Origin of the sequence: Saccharopolyspora sp. NFXS83 (genome assembly GCF_026241095.1) — a bacterium.
Classification (GTDB): domain Bacteria; phylum Actinomycetota; class Actinomycetes; order Mycobacteriales; family Pseudonocardiaceae; genus Saccharopolyspora_C.
In genome coordinates this window covers 1-15,374 of record NZ_JAPFGB010000023.1, presented here as the reverse complement: position 1 = coordinate 15,374, position 15,374 = coordinate 1, and the positions used below count along the sequence as shown (strand labels likewise).

At 70.1% G+C, this 15,374-nt stretch carries 14 protein-coding genes; 2 read left to right on the top strand and 12 right to left on the bottom strand.

Annotated features, from left to right (window positions below; genetic code table 11):
* Positions 1–113: 113 nt before the first annotated feature.
* Complete coding sequence (xerD, locus tag OOZ19_RS22415) at positions 114–1,064, bottom strand: site-specific tyrosine recombinase XerD (RefSeq protein ID WP_266092117.1); 951 nt, start codon at positions 1,062–1,064, stop codon at positions 114–116.
* A 211-nt stretch (positions 1,065–1,275) separates the two neighbouring features.
* Between xerD and OOZ19_RS22410 the strand changes: the two genes are divergently transcribed.
* Positions 1,276–1,800: a DUF1707 domain-containing protein gene (locus tag OOZ19_RS22410; protein ID WP_266092116.1), complete on the top strand. Its 525-nt coding sequence runs from the start codon at positions 1,276–1,278 to the stop codon at positions 1,798–1,800.
* An 88-nt stretch (positions 1,801–1,888) separates the two neighbouring features.
* Here OOZ19_RS22410 and OOZ19_RS22405 read toward each other — a convergent pair whose 3' ends face one another.
* The 11 genes from OOZ19_RS22405 to OOZ19_RS22355 form a co-directional block, all read right to left on the bottom strand.
* Positions 1,889–2,554 carry an NUDIX domain-containing protein gene (locus tag OOZ19_RS22405; RefSeq protein WP_416309483.1) on the bottom strand — a complete coding sequence of 222 codons (666 nt, stop codon included), beginning with the start codon at positions 2,552–2,554 and terminating at the stop codon, positions 1,889–1,891.
* 22 nt (positions 2,555–2,576) lie between these two features.
* Positions 2,577–4,274, bottom strand: a complete 1,698-nt coding sequence (gene pyrG / locus OOZ19_RS22400; RefSeq protein WP_416309482.1) for a CTP synthase — start codon at positions 4,272–4,274, stop codon at positions 2,577–2,579.
* 216 nt (positions 4,275–4,490) lie between these two features.
* A complete protein-coding gene (locus tag OOZ19_RS22395; RefSeq protein ID WP_266092115.1) occupies positions 4,491–5,480 on the bottom strand; it encodes a helix-turn-helix domain-containing protein in 990 nt (329 codons plus the stop codon).
* Between the two features lie 247 nt (positions 5,481–5,727).
* Positions 5,728–6,675: a copper transporter gene (locus OOZ19_RS22390; protein ID WP_266092114.1), complete on the bottom strand. Its 948-nt coding sequence runs from the start codon at positions 6,673–6,675 to the stop codon at positions 5,728–5,730.
* Positions 6,672–7,856: a putative cytokinetic ring protein SteA gene (gene steA / locus OOZ19_RS22385; protein ID WP_266092113.1), complete on the bottom strand. Its 1,185-nt coding sequence runs from the start codon at positions 7,854–7,856 to the stop codon at positions 6,672–6,674. Before steA ends, OOZ19_RS22390 begins: the two co-directional genes overlap by 4 nt.
* Before the next feature lie 99 nt (positions 7,857–7,955).
* Complete coding sequence (recN, locus tag OOZ19_RS22380; protein ID WP_266092112.1) at positions 7,956–9,764, bottom strand: DNA repair protein RecN; 1,809 nt, start codon at positions 9,762–9,764, stop codon at positions 7,956–7,958.
* Between the two features lie 114 nt (positions 9,765–9,878).
* A complete protein-coding gene (locus OOZ19_RS22375) occupies positions 9,879–10,772 on the bottom strand; it encodes an NAD kinase (RefSeq protein WP_266092111.1) in 894 nt (297 codons plus the stop codon).
* Positions 10,769–11,656 carry a TlyA family RNA methyltransferase gene (locus OOZ19_RS22370; protein WP_266092110.1) on the bottom strand — a complete coding sequence of 296 codons (888 nt, stop codon included), beginning with the start codon at positions 11,654–11,656 and terminating at the stop codon, positions 10,769–10,771. The genes OOZ19_RS22375 and OOZ19_RS22370 overlap by 4 nt, the downstream gene beginning before the upstream one ends.
* Before the next feature lie 5 nt (positions 11,657–11,661).
* Entirely contained in the window at positions 11,662–11,898 is a 237-nt protein-coding gene (locus OOZ19_RS22365) for a hypothetical protein (protein WP_323055170.1), read from the bottom strand.
* 96 nt (positions 11,899–11,994) lie between these two features.
* On the bottom strand, positions 11,995–13,026 hold the full coding sequence (locus OOZ19_RS22360) for an HAD-IIA family hydrolase (RefSeq protein WP_266092109.1): 1,032 nt from the start codon (positions 13,024–13,026) through the stop codon (positions 11,995–11,997).
* Positions 13,023–13,898 carry a hypothetical protein gene (locus tag OOZ19_RS22355; protein WP_266092108.1) on the bottom strand — a complete coding sequence of 292 codons (876 nt, stop codon included), beginning with the start codon at positions 13,896–13,898 and terminating at the stop codon, positions 13,023–13,025. Before OOZ19_RS22355 ends, OOZ19_RS22360 begins: the two co-directional genes overlap by 4 nt.
* Before the next feature lie 18 nt (positions 13,899–13,916).
* On the opposite strand from OOZ19_RS22355, the gene OOZ19_RS22350 reads away from it, so the two are divergent.
* The gene (locus tag OOZ19_RS22350; RefSeq protein ID WP_266092107.1) at positions 13,917–15,299 is read left to right on the top strand and encodes a hypothetical protein; all 1,383 of its coding nucleotides are present in this window, start codon (positions 13,917–13,919) and stop codon (positions 15,297–15,299) included.
* The last annotated feature ends 75 nt before the right edge of the window (positions 15,300–15,374 follow it).

Genomic DNA, 15,374 nt, shown 5'->3' with positions numbered 1-15,374 from the left:
TGTCTGCCGGTGACGATCATACCGATCGACCGCAGCCTAAGTGGCATTCACTACCTGCGGCAACGCGCCTCGCCGAGTCCCAGCGAAATGCGTGCCACCCCACTCCATCGAGTTCAAGTATCGCGCCGCAGCGCCCGCGGATGGGCGGTCGCGTACACCTCGCGCAGCGTGTTCACCGTCACCAGCGTGTACACCTGCGTAGTGGTGACCGAGGCGTGGCCCAGCAATTCCTGCACCACCCGCACGTCCGCGCCGCCCTCCAGCAGATGCGTGGCGAACGAATGGCGGAGCACGTGCGGCGACACGGCACTGCTGATCCCGGCTCGGCCCGCCGCGGATTTCAACGCGTTCCACGCGCTCTGCCTCGACAACCTGCTGCCGTGCGAATTCAGGAAGACCGCCGAAGCACCTCTGCCCCGCGCCGCCAGCACCGGGCGGGCCCGAACCAGGTACGCGTCCAGCGCTTCCAGCGCCGGGCGTCCGATCGGCACCAGCCGCTGCCGCCCGCCCTTACCGTTGAGCAGCACCGTGCGCTCACCCGAGTCGACGTCGTCGACGTCGAGGCCCACGGCTTCCGAGATGCGAGCGCCCGAGGAGTACAGCAACTCCAGCAGTGCGCGGTCCCGCAGGCCGCGGACATCCCGCCCGTCGGCGCCGTCGAGCAGCCGGAGCACGTCGTCCACCGGCAGCGCCTTGGGCAACCGCCGGGCAGGACTGGGCGGCGAGACCTCCCGCGCCACGTCCACTTCAACCCACCCTTCGGCGTGGGCGAACCGGTGCAGCCCGCGCACCGCGACCAGCGCTCGTGCCGCCGAAGACGGTGCGAGCGGGACGTGTTCGCCACGTCCTTCGCGCAATTCCGCGGCGAACGAGGCCAGGTGCCGCGCGTCGACGTCGCGCAAGGTCCGCGCGCCGGCCTCCGCCACGTGCAGGCCGTACCGGCGCAGATCCCGCGAGTAGGAGTCCAGGGTGCTGCGCGCGCTTCCACGTTCCACGGCCAAGTGGTCCAGGAATCCGGCGCACGCGGAGCGCAATGCCTCGGGAAGATCCTCGAAGGCTTTCACTGCCGGACTCCTCTGCGCGAAACGAACAGGTCGCAGCTTAGGACGCCACGCCGCCGGACCTCCGGCCACCCGCCATCGTGCCCAATTCCGAACAACCTCGATCATTGCGTACCTCGGGCAGGGGAACGGCGGAGGAACCATTGCGCCGAACGAATGCATCTTCGTTCGGCCGTTCACCGCAGAATCCCTCTGCTCGTCTATTCTGATCAAGGTGAGCTCCCCGCACGATCCCGGCCGGATGCGCATCGGCGATCACGAACGCGCGCAAGCGATCCAGGCGCTCGGCGAGCACTACGCCTTGAGCAGGCTGTCCCTGACCGAATACGAGGAACGCGTCGACCGCGCGACAGGATCCGTCACCCGCGACGACCTGATGGCGCTGTTCAGCGACCTGCCCGCACCACGACCACCGATCGGTTTCGCGCAGATCCCGCAGCCGATGAGCCTCGCGCCGATGCCGTACGGGATGCCACCGCACCCGTTCGAGAACCGGACGAGGTCCGACAAGTCACGGCTCGCCGCGGGACTCCTGCAGATCCTGCTTCCGTTCGGAATCGGCAGGTTCTACACCGGCCACACCGGTATCGCGGTGGCCCAGCTGCTGCTGTTCTTCCTGGGCGGGATGATCACCTGCGGCGTCGGTTCCGTCGCTGCGGTGATCTGGTGCGTGGTCGACGGAATCGTCCTCCTGAGCACCGAGAGCACCGACGCGCACGGACGCGCCCTGTCCTCCTGACCAGGCGTGCACGCTGCCGGTGCAGGGCGTTGCCCCTAGCGGCGGACCGCGCCGCCGATACGGGTGCGTCGTCCCCGCGACGACGCCGTTACCCGTGCAGCCGGGAGCTCATCCGGCGCGGCCGGTCGATCCACTGCGCGGAAGCGGGCCGCGCCTCGCCGGCACCGGACCGCACCGCGTGCGCCGCGAGCAGACCTGCGACCGCGGGAGCGTTCACGATCTCCCCGGCGAAGACCATGCGCAGCGCCTCGTCGAACGGGAACCGGCGGATCACCAGGTCGGCCTCTTCGTCACCGGTGGCCGCCGGTCGACCCACATCGGTGAGCTCGCGCGCCAAGAACACGCGCTCGCTCTGATCGGTGAACCCCGGCGATGAGGCGATGTCGGCCAGCACCGACCAAGTCCCCGCGGCCAGCCCGACTTCTTCTAGGAGTTCCCGCTGCGCCGTCCGCAGCGGGTCCTCACCTGCGATGTCGAGCAGGCCCGCGGGGAGCTCCCAGAGCCGCCGCCCCACCGGATAGCGGTACTGGTGGATCAGGACCACCTGATCGTCCGCGTCGAGCGCGACCACGGACACGGCGCCGAGGTGTTCGACGACCTCGCGGCGGGCCTGACCACCACCTGGCATCGCGACCTCGTCGGCCCGCAACGCCAGGATCTTCCCCACGTAGACGTCCTGGGACGCCACGGTGGCGAACCGATGCGTGCCGTCGGTCCGTTCGATCTCGCCGTCGTTCGTGCTGTCTGCGCTCACGGCGCCACCCTACGGGTGGAGGTCAGACCCCTGCCTGCACGTTGTCCGTCAACTCGACCGGGAGCCGCTCCGCCGCGCGGTAGTCGACGGCGGCCCGGACGAAGGCGGCGAACAGCGGATGCGGACGGGTCGGGCGGCTCTTGAGCTCGGGGTGCGCCTGCGTTCCGACGAAGAACGGGTGCTGTTCGGTGGAGAGCTCCACGAACTCGACCAAGCGGTCGTCGGGCGAGGTGCCCGAGAACACCAGGCCCGCCTTGGCCAGCCGGTCCCGGTAGGCGTTGTTCACCTCGTAACGGTGCCGGTGCCGCTCAGCGACCTCGGTCGTGCCGTACGCCTCGGCGACCACCGAACCTTCGACCAGCTTCGCCGGGTACGAACCGAGCCGCATCGTGCCGCCCATGTCCCGGTCTCCCGAGAGCACGTCGCGCTGGTCCGCCATGGTGCTGATCACCGGGTGCTGGCAGGGTTCCTCGAACTCCGCCGAGTTCGCCCGCTTGAGCTCGGCCAGCGAGCGGGCCACCTCGATCACCATGCACTGCAGGCCCAGGCAGAGGCCGAGAGTCGGGATGCCGTGGGTGCGGGTGTACCGGATCGCTCCCAGCTTCCCTTCGATCCCGCGGACCCCGAAGCCACCGGGGATCAGGACGCCGTCCATGCCGGCGAGAGCGTGCGCGGCACCCGCGTCCGTCTCGCATTCGTCGGACGGGACCCACGCGATCTCGACCTTCGCGCGATGCGCGAAGCCACCGGCGCGCAACGCCTCGGTGACCGACAGGTAGGCATCGGGCAGGTCCACGTACTTGCCGACCAGTGCGATCCGCACTCGCTCGGTCGGCTTGTGCACCCGGTCCAGCAGGTCGCCCCACACCGTCCAGTCGACGTCCCGGAACGGCAGCCCGAGGCGCCGGACCAGGTAGGCGTCCAGCCCTTCGCCGTGCAGCACCCGCGGGATGTCGTAGATCGACGGGGCGTCCGGGCAGGCGACGACCCCATCGGAGTCCACGTCGCACATCAGCGCGATCTTGCGCTTGAGGTCCTCGGGGAGGTCCCGGTCGGCACGGCACACCAGCGCATCGGGCTGGATGCCGATGTTGCGCAGCGCGGCCACCGAGTGCTGGGTGGGCTTCGTCTTCAGCTCGCCCGACGGAGCCAGGTACGGCACCAGCGACACGTGCAGGAAGAAGCAGTTGTCCCGGCCGACGTCGTGCCGCATCTGGCGGCAGGCCTCCAGGAACGGCAGGGATTCGATGTCGCCGACCGTGCCACCGACCTCGGTGATGACCACGTCCGGCGTCCGGCCGTCCTCGTCCGGCTCGGACATCGCGCGGATGCGCGCGATGATCTGGTCGGTGATGTGCGGGATGACCTGGACCGTGTCGCCCAAGTATTCGCCGCGGCGTTCTTTCGCGATGACCGCCGAGTAGACCTGGCCGGTCGTCACGTTCGCGTTCTTGGTGAGGTCCCGGTCAAGGAACCGTTCGTAATGTCCGATGTCGAGGTCGGTTTCCGCCCCGTCCTCGGTGACGAAGACCTCGCCGTGCTGGAACGGGTTCATCGTTCCAGGGTCGACGTTGAGGTAAGGATCGAGCTTCTGCATCGTCACCCGCAGGCCGCGGGAGGTCAGGAGTTCGCCGAGACTCGACGCGGTCAGGCCTTTGCCGAGTGAGGAGGCGACACCTCCCGTGACGAACACGTGCTTGATCGTGCGTGCTTGCGGCACCAAGAAGGCTCCCCGTGGTCAAGCCGTCGCCGGGCTAGTGAATCTGCGCTGGCAGGACGGCTGATTCCGTCTCTCCCACGGGATTTCAGCCTAACGCACGATGAACCGCCGGTACACGGCGACCCGCATGGCTTGGAACACGATGCGGAGCTCCAGGTCAACCGCCGTTGGTGCACGCGTCACTCCGGTCACCGGCACACCCACCCGCCTCACCCGTCACCCGACCGCCGGTGACGTTCCCGCCACGTCGAGCCAGCGAATCGAGTCGTCGGGTGACAGCGCGGTCGCCTGAAGCCTCTGCAACAGGGCGCGGTGGTTCTGCACCGCCGCCGGATCGTCGATCAGGCTGGTGCTCGACCCGAACGTGCTCACCACCGCTTCGGGCAGCTCCAGGTCGAACGAGAGCAGCGAGAACGGTTCATCGGCCGCCAACGCTCCCGTGCTGAACGGCAGCACCCGGACGGTCACGTCCTCCCGCCGCGCCAGCTCCCGCAGCCTGCCACGTTGCCGCTCCAGCACGTCTCGGCCACCGACCTCGCGGCGCAGCGATGATTCGGCGAGCGTCAAGTCGAGCCGGACCTCGCCGGACGCCACCCGCTGCTGCCGACGGCGGAGCACTTCGAGCGACCGCTCGACCTCCGACGCGGACCGGTCCGCCAGTCGTACCGCCCTGATGGCCGCCGCGTACTCGGCGGTCTGCACCAGCTCTGGCACCGCCTCGGTGGCGAACACCTGCACCGCCGCCGCTTCCGCCTCGAACCCGATGTGCTGCCGCGCATCCGGGGACAACACGTCCCGGTAGGACTCCCACCACCCGCGCTGCCGAGCGGAGTGCGCCAGCGCCACCAGTCGATCTCGATGCTCGGAGGCGGCGTGGCAAATGTCCGCGAGCGCGATGACCGCGTCGACCCCGACGTGCTGCCGCGCCCCCTCGATCTTGCTGATCTTCGCCTGCGGCCAGTCCAGCCGGGCGGCGATGTCGGCGTGGGTCAGCCGGGCCGCGTGCCGCAGCCTCCGCAGCTCCCCGGCGAGCAGGTGGCGCCGAACCATCGGACTGCCCGACGCGCGACCAAGCGGACTCGCGGGGTCCTGGCCGAGGTCTCCCCGCCGGATTCCCGCTGGAACACCCCTGGCGTCGGTCTGCTCGGACCGGCCGGAGTCGAAGTCCTCGGCACGGCCGTGCTGAGTGGATCGCGTTTCGCTCATGGACCCAAGTCTGGTCACGCCGTGCCGCACGGTCCAGGAATGTCACTCCATCGAATTATCGCGATTCGAATAATTCTCGAACATCATCGATGGCATGGACCTCGAATCCCCGCCCGGCGCCGCCCCGTCCGTTCGCGTCCGGCCCCTCCCCCGGACACGACCGGTGCGCCGGGCCGCCCAGCCGGGCGGCGCACTCGCGTATGCGCCGCCCGGCGCGGCCACACCGCCGGGCCGGGCACGGACCCGCTCAGTCGCGCGTACCGGGCACCATGCCCTCGGCGCTGCTGGCCGTGCCGTAGTGCCCGGCCCGGCGGTCGAGCTGTTCCCGCAGCGCCAGCACCGCGGCCACCTCACCCTGGGGGGTGTCCGCGTTGTCCACCGTCGACAAGGCGGAGGAGACCGCCGTGTCGGCCCGTGCGAACCCGACCGCCCCATCACCGGCGGCGGAGCCGCGCCCGCCCGCGAGCACCGCACCGCCGCCGGAGCGGTCCAGCTGGGACGCGAAGCGGGCGAAGAACGCCGCCCGATCGGCAGCGCCCGCCGATTCGGCACCACCGGACCCCTGACCGGTGAGCACGAGCGCGAGCGGCGCGGAACGCACCTCGCCCACCGCGGTGGCGAAGCCTCCCTCGGTCAGTCCGGAGATCGCGGCCGAACGTTCCTCCGGGGAGACCTGGGGTGCGCCCGTCCGCTGATCGACCAAGGTCAGCGGCCCGAGCAGCCCACCGGTGAGCGTGCCGACGTCGGTAGCGGTGGGCAGCTGCACCCCGGCGGGCAGCAGCCGGGTCACCAATCGGCGCACCTGATCGGACCGGTCCGGATCCGCCACGGCCTCGGACAGGCGCACCTCACCGGTGACCTGCGCACCCGAGGCTTCGACCATCCCGCGCATCGCCGCCCTGTCCTGCTCCGGCACGTCCCAGGAGCTGAAGAGAACGACGCCGCGGTCGGCGAGCCGGCCCTGCACGGCCAGCGGCGCGGTCGCGGCGCTGAACCGGTGCGCACCGTCGAGCTCCCCGCGCAACGCGGCCCGGTCGGCTTCCAACTCCTCGACCTGACGCCCCAGGGAGTCGCGTTCCTGCCCAACGTGCGAGAGCAGCCGTTCGCTCAGCGACGTCGACCCAAGCACGATGCCCACGGCCAGCGCCAGCAGGACCGCGATCAGCGAGATCACGTGGTGCCGCAGCGAGATCATGCGAACCACTCCCCCAACCGGCCGAACGCGGAACGCGCGAAGTCGACGAGCACGGCGAGGAAGGAGGTACCGAAGCCGGACACCGCCAACGCCACCGCCAACACCACGAGGGCGGCCACCAGGAGCATGGCGAGCGCACCGTTCGATCCGGCGGCCCGCTGCAACGAAGCGACCGCCGCACCGTCGACGAGCCTGCTGCCCAACCGCAACCTCGTCAGGAACGTGGACGGGTTCGAGCCGGACCGACCGCGATCGAGGAACTCGTGCAACGTCGCCTGGAACCCGACCGTCACCACGAGGCGGGCGTTGTGAGCATCTGCGATCAGCAAGGCGAGGTCCTCCGGGTTCCCGGAGGCCGGGAACGTCAGCGCACCGATGCCGAGATCTTGGATGCGCTCGATCCCCGGCGCATGGCCGTCCAGATGGGCCGGCACGACCACTTCCGTCGCCCGCTTCAACGTGTCGGTCGCGATTCCGCACGGATCGCCGACGATCACGTCGGGGTGGTATCCGGCGCGCAGCAGCGTGTCGGCTCCGGCGTCCACGCCGATCAGCACCGGCCGGTAGTGCTTGATGTAGCGCTTGAGGCGCTTCAGATCGTCGGCGTGCCCGTAACCGGGCACCAGCACGAGCACGTGACGCCCCTCGATCGGCACGGTGACCGCAGGGACGCCGACGCCGTCGAGGATGAGCATCCGCTCGGTGCGCAAGAACTCGATGGTGTCGGCCGAGAACGCTTCGAGCTGCGCGGTCATCCCGGCCTTCGCCTCGATCAGCTGATCCGCGATCGAGTCGGCGTCCTGTTCGGCTCCGCGGGCGAGCTCACGATCACCGGAGTACACCCGGCCCTCGTACAACCGCAGCCGAGCACCGTCTTTGATCACTCGCATCGGCTCCCTCCCGACGCGATCGATCAAGGTGACCCCGGCAGCGGACAGCACTTCCGGCCCCAAGTTGGGAAACCGGCCCGAGATCGAGGGGGCGGCGTTGACCACGGCGACGACACCGGCCGCCACCAAGGCATCCGCCGTCCGGCGATCGAGGTCGACCTGATCCAGCAGGACGATGTCACCGGGACCGAGCCGCTGCGGCAGCTCGCCGGGACGACGTGGAACCCGTGCCGTTCCGGTCACTCCCGGCCGAACTTCCTCCTGGCGTGCGAGCAGACCACTGAGCTTCATGGACCGATGGTGACAAAGGGATCACCGCCCGAGAGGCTGCCACGCCGTACGCGTAGGCCCGATCGGCCCATCTTGATTGATCCAAATGGACCAATAGGGTCAGTGGCGTCCCGCGGCGTCCTTCTTCTTGCCACGGCCCTGCCCGCGGCCGGGTTCGGCCATCGACTTGTGGGAGGCGGCGGTCGCCAACAACTCCTCGGCGTGGGCGCGCCCCGTCGCCGTGGAATCCAAGCCGGCCAGCATCCGGGCCAGCTCGGCCACCCGCTTCCCGTCGGCGACCGTGCGCACGTCGCTACGGGTCAGCCCGGTGTCGTTCGATCCCTTGTCGACCACCAGGTGCCGATCGGCGTACGCGGCGACCTGGGCGAGGTGGGTGACCACCACGACCTGGTGGGTTCGGGCCAGCCGCGCCAGCCGCCGACCAATCTCGACGGCCGCACGCCCGCCCACCCCGGCATCGACCTCGTCGAACACCAGCGTAGGCACCGTGTCGGCGTCCGCCAGCACCACTTCGAGCCCGAGCATCACCCGCGAGAGCTCACCGCCCGAGGCTCCCTTGTGGATCGGAAGCGACGGCGCTCCAGAATGCGCGATCAGGCGGAGCTCGACCTCGTCGGTCCCTTCCGGGCCCGCGGCCAAGGTCCGGTCGCCCACTCGCAGGGCGGACGAGTCGGACTCGTCGGTCTCCTTGGGCTCGACCACGACCTCCAACCGGGCCTGCGCCATGGCCAATCCGGTGAGCTCTTCGGACACCGCCGCCGCGAGCCCGACGGCCGCTTCCTGCCGTTCCCGGGACAACACCTGGGCGTGCTCGGCGAGTTCGACGGCGAGCTCATCCCGGCGCTGTGCGAGCGCGGCGAGGGCCTCGTCCGAGGTGTCCATCCCCGCCAGGCGTTCACGCGCGTCGGCCGCCCAAGCGAGGACGCCGTCGACGTCGGCGGCGTACTTCTTCGTCAAGTTCTTCAACTCGGCCTGCCGAGCCAGCACCTGCTCCAGCCGCCCGGGATCGGCGTCCAACCGATCCAGGTAACCGCCGAGCTCGGCGCCGACATCGGCCAGCACAGCGGTGGCCTCAGCGACCCTCGAGTCCAGCTCGCGCAGCACGGGGTCCTCGGCTCCGCCGAGCCGACGGCGCGCATCACCGAGCAATCCCATCGCACCGGGAGACTCAGGATCGCCGTCCGCCGCCCCGCTCACCGCGTGCTGAGCGCCTGCGGCGATCTCGCGCAACTGGTCCACGTCGGAGAGCCGTCGCGCCTCATCGACCAGCGCCGTGTCCTCCCCCTGCTCGGGGGCGACGGCCTCGATCTCGTCCACTCCGTGCCGGAGCATCTCGGCCTCACGAGCCCATTCGCGAGCACGCTCCGTGCGTTCGGTCAGTTCCCGCACCGTGTCGGCCCACTCGGCGCGCACCCGCTGGTACTGGGCGAGCACGTCGGACACCGGGTGTCCGGCGAACCGGTCCAGCACCGCCCGCTGCTCGCCAGCGCGCAACAGCCGAAGCTGATCGTTCTGCCCGTGCACCGCCAGCAGCTGCTCCGACAACTCCGAGAGCACCGCGTTCGGCACCGCCCGACCGCCCAAGTGCGCGCGGGAACGACCATCGTTGTTCACGCTGCGCAGCGCGATGAGGCTGCCGTCATCGTCCGGTTCCGCACCGGCGTCCCTGGCGACTTTCGCCGCCCCCGTCTCAGGGGCGACCTCGAACCGCCCTTCCACCAGAGCCCGAGGACTATCGGATCGGACTCGCGAAGCATCGGCGCGCCCACCGCTGAGCAGATGCAGCCCTGTGACCACCATCGTCTTGCCAGCTCCGGTCTCACCGGTCACCACGGTCAGGCCAGGGTGCAGCTCCAGCGTGGCATCGTCGATGACTCCCAAACCTTGGATGCGCATCTCAGCCAACACATCAAGCACCCTAGCGGTCGGCCCCGACCGCCCGAGCCCCGCCAGCCCGATCAATGCCGCCGATCCGAGCGGGGACGTGAACCCCAGACGCTCCGACCGGCCGATCGTGGCCGGTCAGTCAGCTGCCGGGCCGCGCCACCCTTGCACCGGCAGTTCGAACTTCCGCACCAGACGATCGGTGAAGGACGTGTCGTACAACCGAACCAGCCGCAACGGGTTCGCCCCGGCGATGACCTCGACCCTGGCGCCCGCGGGCAGGTCGAAGTGCCGCTGCCCGTCGCAGCACAGCACCGCGTCATGCCCCCCGTGGTCGATCTCCAACGCGACCGTCGAATTTCGCGACACCACCAGCGGTCGGGCGAACAACGCGTGCGCGTTGCTCGGCACCACCAACAAGGCCTCCACCTCGGGCCAGACGACCGGCCCGCCGGCGGAGAACGCGTATGCGGTGGAACCGGTCGGGGTCGAGCACAGCACTCCGTCGCACCCGAACGCCGACACAGGATGACCGTCGACCTCGACGACCACGTCGAGGATGCGCTCCCTGCTGCTCTTCTCGACGCTGGCCTCGTTCAACGCCCACGTGGTGGCCAGCACCCGCCCGTCGAGCATCGCGGTGATGTCGATCGTCATGCGTTCTTCGACGTGGTAGCGCCCTTCGACGACCGCGAGCACCGCTTGGTCGAGCGCGTCGGAGTCGGCTCCGGCGAGGAACCCGACGCGTCCGAGGTTGACCCCGAAAACCGGGACTCCGGGCAACCGGGCGAGTTCGGCGGCCCGCAGGAGCGTGCCGTCCCCGCCGAGGACGAACACCAGCTCCGTTCCCGCGGCCGCGTGCGGCCCGGACGACACGGCCTGGGTGTAGCAGCCTGGGCTGAGGTCACGCGCCTCGTCCTCCAGCACCCGAACGCGCACCCCGGCTCCGACCAGCTGCCCGGCGACCTTCTCCGCCGTGCGCAGATTGTGCTGTTTACCGGTGTGGACCACCAGCAGCACCTCTCGGGTCAACTCCGGCTCCCTTGTCGGTGCTCGGTCGTTCCGACGGTGGTCTCCCCGGCAGCGCCGTTCTTCCCCGTCGTCTGGGGGCCTCGGCGCACCGCGTCCTCGACGAGTTCCGAGGCCACCGCGGGTTCCGTGCTCGCCCCCGCCCGCAACCAGACGAAGAACTCGACGTTGCCCGACGGGCCCGGTAGCGGGCTGGCCTCGACGCCCTGCAGGCCCATCCCGGCCTCTGCGGCGAAGCGCACGACGTCGAGCACGGCCTCCGCGCGCAATCCAGGATCGCGCACCACACCGCCGGAGCCCAATCGCTGCTTGCCCACCTCGAACTGCGGTTTGACCATCGGAACCAGGTCGGCACCCGGACTTGAACACGCCAGCAATGCGGGCAGCACCAGCTTCAGCGAGATGAACGACAGATCGGCGACCACGAGGTCCACCGGACCGTCGATGTCAGCCGGTTCGAGTGCGCGGACGTTCGTACGATCGTGGATCCGTACCCGCTCATCGGTCTGCAACGCCCACACCAGCTGGCCGTACCCCACGTCCACTGCCACGACCTCGCGCGCCCCTCGGCGCAGCAGCACGTCGGTGAATCCACCTGTCGACGCGCCGGCATCAAGGCAACGGCGTCCCTCGACGGACAGGCCTGCCTCCCCGAACACATCCAGCGCGCCCAGCAGCTTGTGCGCGCCGCGGGAGGCCCATCGCGGATCTTCGACGTCCTCGGTCACGACCACCGGAGCGTCGATCTCGACGGCGGTAGCGGATTTGCGGGCGAGCATGCCCCGTACCGTCACCCGGCCCGCGGCGATCAACTCCGCGGCGTGCTCGCGGGACCGGGCCTGCCCGCGCCGTACGAGTTCAGCGTCCAAACGCGCCTTGCGCGGCATCCTGATCACCCACCGCCGGTCGAGCCGGACAGCATGTTCTCGGCTTTGCTCAACGCGTCCGACAGCGCCGTGTGGACGGCTTCGAACCGTTCGACGTGGTCCGCCACCGGCAGTTCTCGCACCTCGTCAAGACGCGCGAGGGCCTCGCCGATCGCGTGTTCGGCCGCCGAACCGTCCTCCGACGGTCTCGCCAACATCGACGGGTTCGGGGCGTGAGAACCGCCCTGTCCTGGAGAGGTCATCGTCTCCCGCTTCTGTCGCCCACGTCGCCGGACGTGTCACGACGACTACATCAACGCTATCCGACCAGGACGGCCGGTGTGCGAACCCTGGCCGCTTCAGCCCAGGTCCAACTCGCGCAACGCGTCGCCGGACGTGGAATCCTCCGCGCGAACCTCGACGGGCCCGGAGCCGAGCGGCCACCAGGCCGCGCACAACGCGCGGAGCGCACCGAGAGCCGCGGCCCGTGCCTCAGTGGAGTCCGGCTGCGGTTGCGCGGAGTCCGCCGCCAACTCCAGCACCCCTTCGCCGACGCGAACCTTCCAACCCGGCTGTTCACCGATCACCGTGGCCGCTTGGGGGAGGTGCAGTCCGCGCAGATCGTCCGCGACGTGGTCCGGACGTTCCCCCACCAGGGCGAACAGCACGTCGGCGGCCGTACCGACGCCGGTCAGCACCATCAGCGATGGCATCCCGGACCGGACGGCGCCACCGATGTCGGTGTCCAGCCGATCGCCCACCATCAGCGGACGACCCGCCTGCGCCGAGGACACGGCCCGAGCCAGCAACGGCCGTTCCGGTTTGCCCGCGACCTGCGGCTCCTGCTTGGTCGCCGCGCGAAGCGCGGCGACCATCGAACCGTTGCCCGGCAGTTCGCCGCGTTCGGTCGGCAAAGTGGCGTCGGCATTGCACGCGACCCACAACGCTCCGTCCCGGATCGCCAGACACGCCTCAGCGAGGTTCCACCAGCCGGTGTCGGGTGAATGCCCTTGAACCACCGCGACCGGCTCGTCCGCGTTCTCCCGGACCGGGGTGAGCCCGACTTGCGCGACCTCGTCCGCCAACGCTTCCGAGCCGACGACCAGCACCTTCGCTCCGGCGGGCAACTGCTCGGCGAGCAGTGCCGCACCCGCTTGCGAACTGGTGCTCACCTCGTCGGTGGTGGCGCTCAAACCAAGCGAGTTCAAGTGCTCGGACACGGCCTGCGCCGGCTTCGAGGCGTTGTTGGTCACGTACCGCACCAGCACGCCTCGAGCACGCACCTCTGCGATGGCTTCGTCAGCGCCGGGAGCGAGCTGCCCACCGCGGTACACAGTGCCGTCGAGATCGAGCAGCACCACGTCGTGGTGATCGAGCAAGGTGCCGGTCACTGCGATTCGTCCCCTCGCGGGTCACTCGCCTTCACTGCACGGTCGGTCTGCGCCGCCTCGTCATCGGGGTCCTTCGAGATCGCGGCGTCCGACGCGGACTCGTCCACCTCGGCGTCGGCGACCACGACTTCTGCCGTCGTCGCGTCGAGGTGCTGGTCGTCCTCGACGGACTCCTCCGCGGCGTCGTCGGTCTCAGCGGCCCCCACGACGGCGGCCGAGCCCGCTGCCGTGGCCTCTGCCACGAGTTCCTCCGCGTCGACGTCACCGCCGAGCTGGACGACCAGTTCGTCCAAGCGTTCCGGTGCGTCGGTCTCACCCTCGTCGTCCGCGTGGGCCGCGTGCACGAACCACGTGAACGACTCCTGAACCCGGTCGGCCGCGAGCAGGTTGTCCGCGTACGCGTAGAACAGCCGAGCGCTCCAGGGTTCCTGCAGCTTCGGGTCGAGTTCCGGGATCTGCAGGCTCACCACCGACGCGTCGACTTCACCGAGGTCCCGGCGAGCACCGGCCGCCACGATCCGCAGCTCGACGGCTTCCCCGCCGACCAGCTCGGCCGCCTCGGCGCTCCGGCTCAGCTCGAGGGCGCGCTCCGGGCGCCCCAGGGCGCGCTCGCAGTCCGCCATGATCGCGATGTGGCCGGGGCCGCCGCCCATGCGGCGGGCCGCGCGCAGCTCCGACAGCGCCTCGGTCCACTCGCCCATCTGGTAGGCGCACAGACCGTTCGCTTCGCGTGCCGCGCCGATCCGCGACGCACGATGCCGGGCGTAGCGGGCGTGCACCAAAGCCTGTTCCGGGTCGGTGTCCATCAACTTGCCGGCCGCGACGAGGTGGGCCGCGACCTTGTCCGCGAGCCCCTTTGGCAGCGAACGCATGTCACGACGAATCTCACCGTGCAGCTCGGAGGCGTCGACGTCCTCCGGCAGTTCGGGAGCCGCCTCCACTGGCCTCGTGTCTACGGCTTCGCCCGCCGGCGTTCCCTGTCGAGGGTTGCGCCCGCGATCGTCCCGACGCGGACCGCCGGGCCCGCGGTCGTTCGAAGGCGGGCGCTGCCGGTCGTCACGGCGCGGACGGTCGTTGTCGAAGCGCTCGCGCTTGCCTTGCGGCCGAGGTCCACCCCGGCGGTCGTCGCGCTGGCGGTCATTCGCCGGGCGGCCACCGCGGTCGTCGCGCCGGTCGTCGTTGTACCGCCGATTCCCGCCACGATCATCACGGCGCTTGTCCGCCCAGGGGCGGTCATTGCGGTCGCGACCCTCGTTCTTGCGGTCGTTCCACGAACGGTCGGACCTCGGCCGGTCGTCCCGTCGACGATCGTCGGGGCGCTGTCCGCCGCCCTGATAGCGGTTGCCGCCTTGCCGGTTGTCGTCCGGACGGCCACCACCGCGCCGATCGTCGTCGCGCCGGTTGTCCGGACGACGGTCGTCCCGCTTGAAGTTCGAGTTGGGCCGGTCACGTCGGTCATCGAACCGCGGCTTGTCCCTGCGGTCACCACCGCGGAATTCACCACGATTGCGGTCGTCGCGCCCGCGATCGTCGCGCTGCGGCCGGCTCGGACGGTCATCGCGGTCGAATCGACGGCCGCGGTCGTCCTGCCGATCGAAACGACGCGGACCTCCACCAGTACCCCGGCCACCGTCGCTGCGCCGGTCGTCCCGGGGGGCGCCACGACGCTGATCGGAGGGACGTCCGCCCTTGCGGTCATCGAACTTCGAGTCCCGCCGGAAACCGCCCTTGTCGCCCGAACGGCCCTTACCGTCGTTGCGGTACTTCGAGTCGTCCTTGCCGCCCGGACCGCCCCAGGTCTGCTCATCGCGACCTTGGCCGAACGCTCGCTGGCGGTGACCACCGTCGGCGCGACGGTCCTCGATGCGAGGACCGCTGCGACGATCGTCCCGTCGATCCTTGTTCCCGAACCGATCGCCGCCACCACGACCCTGACGTCCGCGGTCGTTCGCCGAGCCGCGCGACCCGCCGTCGCGGCCTCGGTCGTTCTTGGCGCCGCCGAACCCGCGTCCGGCCGACCCATTCCTGCCGGCCTGGCCGCTACGGCCGGAATCGGCTCCGCGGCGGTCGCCGCCGCCACGTGTGTCGTCGGACCCGGACACCAGACCTCCTGGAAACGTACAACTCGGTTAACTACCAGCGTAGACCTCGGCGCCACCGCTCAGTCGGGAGCGCCTGCGTGCGATGCCGGACGGTGCAGCACCGGTCCGCGGCACGAAAAAAAGGGGCCGACCGGTCCGTCCCGTTGGACGGGCCCGGTCGGCCCCTTCTGATGAGTATTGTCGGCGGTGTCCTACTCTCCCACACCCTATCGAGTGCAGTACCATCGGCGCTGGAGGGCTTAGCTT

What these genes read in the sequence shown, in the direction of transcription:
- OOZ19_RS22355 (WP_266092108.1), bottom strand. Translation starts at nt 13,898, where the DNA reads ATGCGTTCGCTGCCAAAGGGGCTCGCGGACAAGGTCGCGGCCCACCTC.
- steA (WP_266092113.1), bottom strand. Translation starts at nt 7,856, where the DNA reads ATGAAGCTCAGTGGTCTGCTCGCACGCCAGGAGGAAGTTCGGCCGGGA.
- OOZ19_RS22395 (WP_266092115.1), bottom strand. Translation starts at nt 5,480, where the DNA reads ATGAGCGAAACGCGATCCACTCAGCACGGCCGTGCCGAGGACTTCGAC.
- OOZ19_RS22365 (WP_323055170.1), bottom strand. Translation starts at nt 11,898, where the DNA reads ATGACCTCTCCAGGACAGGGCGGTTCTCACGCCCCGAACCCGTCGATG.
- OOZ19_RS22370 (WP_266092110.1), bottom strand. Translation starts at nt 11,656, where the DNA reads ATGCCGCGCAAGGCGCGTTTGGACGCTGAACTCGTACGGCGCGGGCAG.
- OOZ19_RS22390 (WP_266092114.1), bottom strand. Translation starts at nt 6,675, where the DNA reads ATGATCTCGCTGCGGCACCACGTGATCTCGCTGATCGCGGTCCTGCTG.